Origin of the sequence: Enorma timonensis (genome assembly GCF_000321165.1) — a bacterium.
Lineage (GTDB): Bacteria > Actinomycetota > Coriobacteriia > Coriobacteriales > Coriobacteriaceae > Enorma.
The window spans coordinates 44,969-54,999 of sequence record NZ_CAPF01000067.1 but is presented as its reverse complement, the minus strand read 5'-3'; the positions used below and the strand labels follow the sequence as shown (position 1 = coordinate 54,999).

Annotated in this window: 8 protein-coding genes; all 8 read left to right on the top strand. The window is 63.6% G+C overall.

Annotated features, from left to right (window positions below; translation table 11 throughout):
- On the top strand, nt 1-2,508 hold a 2,508-nt coding region (locus BN423_RS10825), incomplete at its 5' end, for an ATP-dependent Clp protease ATP-binding subunit (protein ID WP_019239766.1).
- Nucleotides 2,509-2,990: 482 nt separating this feature from the next.
- Complete coding sequence (locus BN423_RS08155) at nt 2,991-4,925, top strand: BglG family transcription antiterminator (protein WP_019239765.1); 1,935 nt, start codon at nt 2,991-2,993, stop codon at nt 4,923-4,925.
- 177 nt (nt 4,926-5,102) lie between these two features.
- Nucleotides 5,103-5,672: a hypothetical protein gene (locus tag BN423_RS08150; protein ID WP_019239764.1), complete on the top strand. Its 570-nt coding sequence runs from the start codon at nt 5,103-5,105 to the stop codon at nt 5,670-5,672.
- Nucleotides 5,673-5,730: 58 nt separating this feature from the next.
- Nucleotides 5,731-6,204, top strand: coding sequence for a PTS sugar transporter subunit IIA (locus BN423_RS08145; RefSeq protein WP_019239763.1), 474 nt, complete (start codon nt 5,731-5,733; stop codon nt 6,202-6,204).
- Between the two features lie 15 nt (nt 6,205-6,219).
- Complete coding sequence (locus BN423_RS08140) at nt 6,220-6,525, top strand: PTS sugar transporter subunit IIB (protein WP_019239762.1); 306 nt, start codon at nt 6,220-6,222, stop codon at nt 6,523-6,525.
- Nucleotides 6,526-6,593: 68 nt separating this feature from the next.
- The gene (locus tag BN423_RS08135; RefSeq protein ID WP_019239761.1) at nt 6,594-8,030 is read left to right on the top strand and encodes a PTS galactitol transporter subunit IIC; all 1,437 of its coding nucleotides are present in this window, start codon (nt 6,594-6,596) and stop codon (nt 8,028-8,030) included.
- Between the two features lie 101 nt (nt 8,031-8,131).
- Nucleotides 8,132-9,181 carry a 2-hydroxyacid dehydrogenase gene (locus tag BN423_RS08130; RefSeq protein ID WP_019239760.1) on the top strand — a complete coding sequence of 350 codons (1,050 nt, stop codon included), beginning with the start codon at nt 8,132-8,134 and terminating at the stop codon, nt 9,179-9,181.
- Nucleotides 9,182-9,317: 136 nt separating this feature from the next.
- Nucleotides 9,318-9,977, top strand: a complete 660-nt coding sequence (locus tag BN423_RS08125) for a class II aldolase/adducin family protein (RefSeq protein WP_019239759.1) — start codon at nt 9,318-9,320, stop codon at nt 9,975-9,977.
- Nucleotides 9,978-10,031 lie beyond the last annotated feature (54 nt).

The following is a 10,031-nucleotide window of genomic DNA, read 5'->3' as shown; positions in this document are numbered from 1 at the left end:
GGCGCTGCGGCCGACGGCCCCACGACGGGCGATGCGCCCGCGGCCGAGGGCGGCGCCGCCGAGCCCGCCGCCGGCGAGGAGCCGGGTCACGAGCCCGCGCCCGGCACGGGCGGCAAGCTCGCCTTCACCCCCGCCGTGATCCACGTCATGGAGGCGGCGTTCCGCCAGGCGCGCAGCCACGACCAGACCTACGTCTCCACCGAGCACCTGCTGCTCGGCATCGTCGACGAGACCTCATGCCGCGCCATGGACATCCTCTTGCGGCTGGGCGTCTCCGCCCCGGCGATCCGCCAGGCGGTGGAGCAGCTCATCTCGAAGGACCAGGGCAAGCGCCCCATGGCGGGCGCGGGCTTCGGCCGGCCGGGCGCGGGGCTGCCGTTCTTCTCCGGCGAGGCCACGGGCGGCAAGCAGGACAAGGGCGGCTCGATGCTCGAGCAGTTCGGCACGAACCTCACCGCGAAGGCGCGCGCCGGCGAGCTCGACCCGGTGATCGGCCGCGAGCGCGAGATCGGCCGCATGATGGAGATTCTCTCGCGCCGCAACAAGAACAACCCGCTCATCCTGGGCGACCCGGGCGTGGGCAAGACCGCGCTCGTGGAGGGCCTGGCGCAGGAGATCGCCTCGGGCGACGTCCCGGAGAACCTCGTGGACAAGAACATCTGGGCGCTCGACCTGCCCGGCCTCGTCGCGGGCGCGAAGTACCGCGGCGAGTTCGAGGAGCGTCTCAAGGGCGTCATCCAGGAGTGCACGGACGCCGACGACGTGATCCTGTTCATCGACGAGATGCACACGCTCATCGGCGCGGGCTCCGCGGAGGGTTCCATCGACGCGAGCTCCATGCTGAAGCCCGTGCTCGCGCGCGGCGCGTTCCAGATCATCGGCGCCACCACGGCCGAGGAGTTCCGCAAGTACCTCACGAAGGACCCGGCGTTCGAGCGGCGCTTCCAGTCCATCGACGTCGAGGAGCCGAGCATCGAGGACACCGTGAAGATCCTCACGGCGCTCGTGCCGCGCTACGAGGAGCACCACCACGTGCGCTACACGCCCGAGGCCGTCGAGGCGGCCGCGAGCCTCTCGGCGCGCTACATCCAGGACCGCTTCCTGCCCGACAAGGCTATCGACCTCATCGACGAGGCCGGTGCCCGCGCGCGCATCGCGAAGAACCGCGCGCCGGAGGGGCTGCGCGCCGCGGAGGCAAAGGTCGCCGAGCTCAAGCGCGCCATGGACGAGGCGTCCGAGGCGGACGACATGAACCGCGCCGCCGACCTGAAGGAGCAGGAGCACGAGGCCGAGATCGCACTCTCCGAGGCGCGCGCCGCCTGGACGGCGGAGCTCGACGCGAGCCCCATCACCATCGACGTGCCGCAGATCGCCGACATCGTCTCCGTCGCGTCCGGCGTGCCCGTGTCGTCGCTCACCGAGGACGAGAGCCGCCGCCTGCTCGCGTGCGAGGACGCGCTCAAGACGCGCATCATCGGCCAGGACGAGGCGGTGGCCGCCGTGGCGAAGGCCATCCGGCGCAGCCGCTCGCCGCTCAAGGACCCGCGCCGTCCCGGCGGCTCGTTCATCTTCCTGGGCCCCACGGGCACGGGCAAGACCGAGCTTGCCAAGACGCTCGCCGAGTACCTCTTCGGCAGCAAGGACGCGCTCATCAGCTTCGACATGAGCGAGTTCGCGAGCGAGTACGAGGTCTCGAAGCTCATCGGCTCGCCCCCGGGCTACGTGGGGCACGAGGAGGGCGGCCAGCTCACGAAGGCCGTGCGCCGGCACCCGTACTCCGTCGTGCTCTTCGACGAGATCGAGAAGGCGCACCCGGACATCTTCAACATCCTGCTGCAGGTGCTCGACGAGGGACGCCTCACGGACGGCCAGGGCAAGACGGTCGACTTCCGCAACACCGTCATCATCATGACGTCGAACGTGGGCGCGCGCGAGATCGCGCAGGATTCGAGCGTGGGCTTCGGCACTACGGGCGAGGCGGGGCTCACGGCCGGCGAGATCAAGAGCCGCGCCATGGGCGAGCTCAAGCGCCTCTTCCGTCCCGAGTTCCTGAACCGCGTGGACGACATCGTGGTGTTCCAGAAGCTCACGGGCGAGAGCCTGACGGCCATCGCCGAGCTGCTGGTGGACGACCTGCGCCAGCGGCTCATCGCCAACGGCATGAACATCCGGCTCACGGACGCGGCCATCGCGAAGATCGTGTCGGAGGGCACCGACCTCACGAACGGCGCCCGTCCGCTGCGCCGCGCCATCCAGCGGCTCATCGAGGACCCGCTTTCCGAGGAGCTCCTCGCGGGCGAGTGGAAGGCCGGCGACACCGTGGTCTGCGATGTGGACGGCGGCGCGTTCGTGTTCAGCCACGGCACGGGCGAGATTCCCGCGCCGCGCGGCGAGGGCGCGCTCGGCGGCTCGTTCGAGCAGGCGCCGCATTCCGGCGGCGCGTCGCCCCGCGCGGGCGGCGGTGGCGCGGGCGGCCTGCAACAGGTCGGCGCCGGCGCGCGGGCATAGCGCATGTGCGGGGCGGTCTCCTTCGCGGGGCCGCCCCTTTTGCTGTTGTATGGCGTGCCGCCGTGCGCCAACCGCGCCGCCGCCGTGGCCACGCCCTGCGCCGCCGCGCCGTGTCGCCATCCTGCCCGGCCGCGCCGCGTCGCTCGCGCACAAAGTTGACGGATTTCAACGCGAAGGCGACCTTGCGAGCGGCTTCATGCAAAGAGTTGTCAACTTTACACGCGAACGGCGGTGCGACGAACGCGATGCAACCATTCGCTCTGGCTTGTATCATCTGATTTTCAACTTCTCCAACCTTATAGACCAGGGTAAACTATGGAGTCCATGACCGAATTCGGCCTATGGTGCCTTGCGGTGCAGCGCTTTGCACTCTCGATGCCGTGCCACCTTGCAGCATTTTGGTAATTCACGGTCTGAACGCGTGGGTGAACAATGATGTCAGGGGATGCGGGAAACCGCACACGATCGGGAGGAGGAGACCGGTGAAGCTCAACAGCCGCCAGATTCAGCTGCTTCGCTCGGTCGCTCGCTCCGCGAACGGAATCGCCCTGGAAGCGGTTTCCGAAGCGCATGGTATATCCCAGCGCACCATCTATTACGACATCAAGACGATCAACGATTTCTGCGCCACGAACGATTTGGGCGTCCTGCGCGTCGTAGATTGCCATATCGTGGGTAGCGTGGATTGGGAGCGTGCCTGGCAGCTGCTCTCGCAGGGATCGCGCTATTACTTCTCGGCTCCGGAGCGGCGTGCCATGTCGCTCATGTACATCGCCCTTTCGAGCGAGCGCATCACCATCGGTAGCCTCACCGAGACGTTCGACGTGAGCCGCAACACCACGATCGCGGATATTCGCGATATGAAGGAATGCCTCGATACCTTCGGCATCAGGCTTGTGAGCTATCAGAAGCTCGGTTACCAGATTCGGGGTGAAGAGGCGTCGATCCGCAAGGTGCTCTGGCATGAGCTCCAGCGCCTTGAGGGCATGGAATGCCTCACCACGCTCCGCGACTTCTTGCAGCGGACGCTCGTGGCGAAGACGGGCGAGGATATCGACTTCTTCGAGCTCTGTCGCTGTCTCATCAAGCAGTATGAGACCGATCTCGAGACGCGCTGCTTCCTTGAGGGCAACGGCCTCGAGAGCACCATGATCCAGATTTCGTGGCTGCGCAGCCTCGACGGCCATTTCATCACGATGGGTCGCGAGGAACAGGCGGCGCTCATGGACACGCTCGCTTACCGTTCCATCCTCCGCAGCGCCGAGAAGCTCAAGGTGAACGGCATCCATCTGCCTTCTGAGGAGCTCCTGTACCTCACTTCCCTGCTGTTGGGTGTGAAGACGGCCGACTTTGCCAGCCAGCGCGAGGAAGACGAATACGTGAGCAAGCTCGCCGAGCGTCTTTCGACCAATTTTGAGCGCGTGAGCTGCCTGAACTACATCGATAAGGGAATCGTGTGCCGGCAAATCACCCATCATATTCGCCCGATGTACTACCGCATGAAGTACGGTTTGCAGGCGAGCAACCCGCTCACGTCGGACATCAAGAAGATGTATCCGCTCTCATTCGAGTTCGCGCGGCGCGCGACGCGTCTCACCGGCCTCGACCAGCTGGATGATAACGAGATCGCCTACCTTACCATCTATCTCACCGCAGGGCTCGACAGCAAGATGTTCGAAGATGGCGATACGAGTTCCACCAAGGTGCTGATCGTGGGCGCGGCGAACATGTCCACCATCATGCTCATCCGTCAGCGCATCATGGATGCCTGCGGCATGAATTTCGATTACTCTTTCATGGATGTCGCGAAGCTCCGTCGTTGGATGCTCGACCGGTATGCGCTCGTGATCGCCCTCGAGAAGCTGCCCGACCAGCTGATGGGCGAGAACGTGGTAAAGGCAACGCCCCTGCTTACCGACGAGAACCTTGCGAGCATCTTTGAGATTCTGAAGAAGAACCGCATCGTGTCGCGCTACAACGGCGTTATCGAAGAGATCGTGGACATCTTCAAGAACGTCATCCCTGAGCGCGACCACGATTACCTCGAGTCGGACAAGCTGTACTTCGAGCTGTTCCGTTATTTCAACGAGCGTGATTACTCAAGCGCGCTCGAGTCGCGCACGGTGGTAAGCGAGCCGCGCACGGTGGTAAGCGAGCCGCAGATCGCGAAGCAGATCGTGAGCGTTCCCGCCGAATCGACTTGGCAGGATGCGGTGCTTGCCGGCTGCCAGGCAATTTGCGAGGAGACCGGGTCGCGTTTGCTCGTGGAGCGCATGCGCAACCTCGTGACGAGTCCCAAGTTCCAGTGGTATCGCATGGCGGAGGATGCCGTGGTGGTGCACTGCCCCATGCAAGGTGACGCTTGCGGCCATGTGGGCGCGCAGGTTGTTCTTGCTGGGGGGGGCGTGCTTCCCTGATGGCAAGCCCGTCCAGGCGATTTTCTGCCTCACGACCGTAGACCGCTATTCCCACTGGGGAACCCTGTACGGAATCTATACCGCTTATTCAGACGAGCAGCGCTTTGCCGCCGCCCTTGATGGGTGGCGCGGTTGCGCGCTGCCGGTCGAACCAGCAGAAAGCCGGAGGTGATCGGCATGGCACGCGAACGCGCGTATAGCGAGGCCGGGCATGACGGAGCCGATGTCGCGATGGGTGCCTCTGCGCGCGCAATTCCCGGCGGCGTCGGATCGGAAGGCGTTGCGTCCGAGGCACAGCCCGTCCGCAAGCTCAGCCGCAAAGAGCGGAAGCTCTACGGCGGCGAAGCGCATTGCCTGTGGTGCGGCGCGCTCACAGAGAGTCCGTATTATGTGGTGAACCCCGGCGGCGAGCCGGTGCTCAAATGCTGCTGTCAGGAGCACCTCGACCTCATCCAGCTCTTCATCGAACGCGATACCCGCTACAAGCGACCCTTCTGGATCGCGCTGTTCATCTGCTGCTTGGGCAGTCTGCTCTCACTCGGCTTCGAACCCGAGGGCCCTATCGCCTATGTGCCGCTCTTGGGTTTCGCCATCATCGTGATGGTGTGGCCGTCGCTGTTTACGCGCTATGAGTTCTACGCGCGCTTGGGTCTTGTGACCACAAGGCGAGTCTTTCGATTCTTCGCGGTGCTTGTGGGGTTGCTGGCGATTTTCTCGTCGCTCTCCGCATGGCTTCCTGTGCTGTAGGTTTCGCCCGTCGAGCGCTTCGCTCACGTGCATGAATGGTTGGAAGGAGGTGAACGATATGGGTCATCTACTCGATGAGCGGCTGGTTATCCTCGATGCCGATGTGAAGACGGCGGAAGAGGCGATCCATCTTATGGCCAGCCGGCTCGAGGAGCTCGGCTATGTTCGTCCGGGGTACGGCGACATGGTGTGTGAGCGCGAGAAGACGTTCCCCACGGGCTTGCCCGGCAAGACCATGGCGATTGCGCTCCCGCACACCAATCCCGACCTGGTGAACAAGGCGGCGATCGGCGTCATCGTCCCGAAGGAGTCCGTCCCCTTCAAGATGATGGGCGCGCCCGATGCCGACGCCACGCTCGACGTGAAGCTCATCATGCCACTGGTCATCAAGGATCCCAACACGCAGCTGAGCCTGCTGAAGGCCATGATGAACGTCATCCAGGATGGCGAGCTGCTCGAGCACATCCGTGCGTCGCATGACAAGGCCGAGATCATCTCGAGCCTCCAGATGCTTGAGGAAGCATCCGATTAGAGAGGAGCATGCAACATGCGTGCCGTTCGTATTCTTTGCGTCTGTGGTTCCGGTACCGCTACCTCCGCGATGCTCGCGGCGAAGCTCCAGGACGTGCTCGAGGAGCACGGCTATACGGCAGAGACCGACGAGACCAACCCTCCGGGAGTCGAGATCGCCACGACCGGGCGTGACTGGGATCTTATCGCCTTCACGAGCCCCGTCGAGGATTCCAAGGGCATCCCGACGCTCAATGCCACCGGTTTCCTGGTCGGCATTGGTGAGGACGAGTTCATCGAGCAGCTCATGGAGCAGATCGGCAAGCTCGATCTGAGCGAGTAGCCGCTTGGGATTCCGCCGCAGGCGGCGTATCTGCGCCGCCCGCCCCGGCAACACGTTAAGGGGGAACAATGGGCTTTTTTGATACCCTGAAGTTGATCTTCGACACATTCTCGAACTACATCACCGTGCCGATCATCATCTTCGTCATCTGCAAGATCTTCCGCACGCCCACCAAGCGTGCCTTCCAGTCCGCGGTGCTCGTGGGCGTCGGCCTTATGGGCATGTCCTTCGTGACCACCGCCTTCGGCAACGTGCTCACCCCGCTCATCCAGCGCATGGTCGACGTCTCGGGCATCGACAAGCCCGGTCTCGACATCGGCTGGCAGGCGGTCGCCTCCGTGGCGTACTCCACCGACCTCGGCATGATGTTCATCGGCGTCGGCCTGCTTTTCCAGGTTGCCGTGTGGTTCCTCAAGATCACCGACATCTTCATGCCGTCCGACCTGTGGAACAACTACTCCATCTCGGTGTGGGGCTCCTTCCTGTTCCTGCTCTGCGGAAACATGCCGCTCGCCTTCGGGCTCATGTTCTTCGTGAACCTCGTGACCCTGCTCATCGCTGAGTCCGTGCAGAAGCGTTGGTCCACCTACTACGGGTATCCCGGCTGCGCCATGACCGCGCCGCATCACAACGGCGATGCCCCCATGTATCTCGTGCTCAACGTCGTGTTCTCCAAGCTCGGCTTCGATAAGATCAAGGCCAACCCGCAGGCCATCAAGAAGAAGATCGGCTTCATGGGCGAGCCCATGTACATCGGTCTCGTGATCGGCCTCGTGCTCGGCATCGTGGGTAACGTCGATTGCCTCGCCACCATCGAGGCCTGGGGCAACATCGCCCAGGTCGCGGTGACCTGCGCGGCCGTCATGGCCATCTTCCCGCGTATCGCCGGCATGTTCGCTGCTGGCTTCGGCGCGCTTACCGAGTACTCGCACAAGACGCTCGCCAAGTCTAAGTGGGGCAAGGACCGCCAGTTCATCGTTGCTGTGAACGACGCTCTGGGTTACGGCGAAGCCGCGACCCTTACCACCGGCCTGCTTGTGATTCCGTTCGCCATCGCGGTGGCCTTCATCCTGCCCGGCAACGTCGTCATCCCGCTCATGGTGCTTCCGTCGCTGCCCTACATGGTCGAGATTCCCGTCGCCCTCTCCAACGGCAACGTGGTCAAGTCTCTCGTCATGGCAGTCATCGTCTTCTGCGCGAAGCTCCTCATGGCCTCCTACTGGGCTGCCGCCTTCACCCAGATCGCGGCAGAGACCGGTTTCGAGGCTGCCGTTGAGGCCGTTGCGTCCGGTACGTACGTGCTCGGCTTCATCATGTCCAACTGCACTGCTGGTCTCATCACCATGGCGTTCCTGACCCAGAACCCGATCATCATCGCTGCGGTCGTCGCCGTGTACCTGGTGCTCTTCGTGCTCTTCAAGAAGAACAAGGTTCGTTTCCAGGATTACCTCGAGTACCTCGCCACCGGCAAGCGTCCCGAGCATGCCGAGGAAGCGGCTGCGTAAGGTTGATGGCTTGGCTGCCATCATGCAAAGACCTTGATAGGTAATCGATAGGCGGCGGGGTGCGCTCGCGGTACCCCGCCGCCTGGAAAAGAGGATACGAAATGAAGATCGTGGTCATCGGCGATATCGTCGTGCCGTGCGACCTCTTGGTCGAAGCGGCGAAGACCCTCGATGACGCCGCCGAGGTAGTGGCGATCGAGTGGCCGTGCGCATCGCGCCAGGAGTTCCAGCATCGCTCGCAGAACCTTGAGAAGAACGGCCCGGAGGCCGAGCCGGTTCCCGACGAGGTGTATGAGGCCGTTGCGGATGCAGATGTCCTGCTCACGCATTTCTGCCCGGTTCCCGCTTCCGTGGTCGAGGCCGGCAAGAACCTCAAGCTCATCGGAACCTGCCGTGGTGGTATGGAGCACGTGGACGTGGCCGCCGCCACCGCGCGCAACATCCCGGTGATTCACTGCATCCGTAACGCGGAAGCGACCTCCGATTTTGCTATCGGCCTCATGTACGCCGAGACGCGCAACATCGGGCGCGCGCATGCCGCGCTCAAGCAGGGTGAGTGGCGCAAGGAGTATGTCAACAGCGGCTACACCACCTCGATGTGCGAGATGACGCTCGGCGTGGTGGGCCTCGGGCATATCGGCAAGCTCGTCGCCAAGAAGGGCGCCGGCCTGGGGATGAAGCGCGTCATCGCCTATGACCCGTTCGTCACGCAGGAGCAGGTTGATGAGATCGGCCTCCCCGTGACCATGGTCGGCGAGGAGGAGCTCTTCAGCACCGCCGACGTCATCAGCCTGCATCTGCGCCTCACGCCGGATACCGCCAAGTGCATCAACGAGCGCCTGCTCGGCCTCATGAAGCCCACCGCGTATCTCATCAACACGTCGCGTGCCGGCGTCGTCGATAAGGATGCCCTCGTGAAGGCACTGCAGGAGAAGAAGATCGGCGGCTGCGCCCTCGACGTGTTCTGGGAGGAGCCCGTCCCGGCGGATGACCCGATTCTCGCGCTCGATAACGTGACCATCACCCCGCATAACGCGGGCAACGTGGTGGACGCGCTGCCCAAGAGCCCGCTGCTTCTTGCTCGCAAGATCCGCGAGTACTGGGATACCGGCAAGAGCGACATGGTCGTGAACCTGAAGCAGCTTTCCTAAGACCACCCCTACTCTCTTCCCCTTCACTCCCCGTCGGGTTTCTCCACCTTTTTACGCCCGGCGGGGAAGGGGTGGGAGCGAACGCGGCGTACATGCGCCGCCCAATGCGTTCAAGCTATCGAGAGGATGATGTTCCATGATTATGGAAGCAGAGCGTCAGCAGATTGTTGACTACGGTAAGAAGATGAGCGCATCCGGCCTCTCCGTGGGTACGAGCGGCAACATCTCCATCTACGACCCCGAGACCGGTTATATGGCGATCAGCCCCTCCGGCCTGGGGTATTTCGACACCGAGGCCAAGGACATCGTCGTCATGGACCTCGACGGCAACATCATCGACGGTGAGCGCAAGCCCTCGAGCGAGCACGGTCTGCACACCATCGTGTACAAGAACCGTCCCGAGGCTCGCGCCGTGGTGCACACCCATTCGCCGTACGCGACTACGCTCGCGGGCATGCACAAGACGCTGAAGCCCGTCCATTACGCCATGATGGGCTGCAACGTCGACGAGGTGCCGCTTGTGCCGTATGTGACCTTCGGCACGCCTGAGCTCGCTGAGGCCGTGGGCGAGGTTCTGCGTGCGGTGCCGGATACCCGCGTGGTGCTGCTCGCCAACCATGGTGACGTGTGCTACCAGGCGAATCTTCCCAAGGCGTTCGGCCTGGCAGAGAACATCGAGTTCACGGCCCGCATCCAGTGGCAGGCCATGTGCGCCGGCGAGGCCGTCTATCTCACGCATGAGCAGATGGAGACCGCTCGCGAGCGCTCCAAGACCTACGGTCAGCAGGGCAAGTAGCTGAACTGATGGCGTGCCCGGAGCCGGTGCCACCGAGCTCCGGGCTCTCTGCAA

What these genes read in the sequence shown, in the direction of transcription:
- BN423_RS08140 (WP_019239762.1), top strand. Translation starts at nt 6,220, where the DNA reads ATGCGTGCCGTTCGTATTCTTTGCGTCTGTGGTTCCGGTACCGCTACC.
- BN423_RS08135 (WP_019239761.1), top strand. Translation starts at nt 6,594, where the DNA reads ATGGGCTTTTTTGATACCCTGAAGTTGATCTTCGACACATTCTCGAAC.
- BN423_RS08145 (WP_019239763.1), top strand. Translation starts at nt 5,731, where the DNA reads ATGGGTCATCTACTCGATGAGCGGCTGGTTATCCTCGATGCCGATGTG.
- BN423_RS08150 (WP_019239764.1), top strand. Translation starts at nt 5,103, where the DNA reads ATGGCACGCGAACGCGCGTATAGCGAGGCCGGGCATGACGGAGCCGAT.
- BN423_RS08130 (WP_019239760.1), top strand. Translation starts at nt 8,132, where the DNA reads ATGAAGATCGTGGTCATCGGCGATATCGTCGTGCCGTGCGACCTCTTG.
- BN423_RS08125 (WP_019239759.1), top strand. Translation starts at nt 9,318, where the DNA reads ATGATTATGGAAGCAGAGCGTCAGCAGATTGTTGACTACGGTAAGAAG.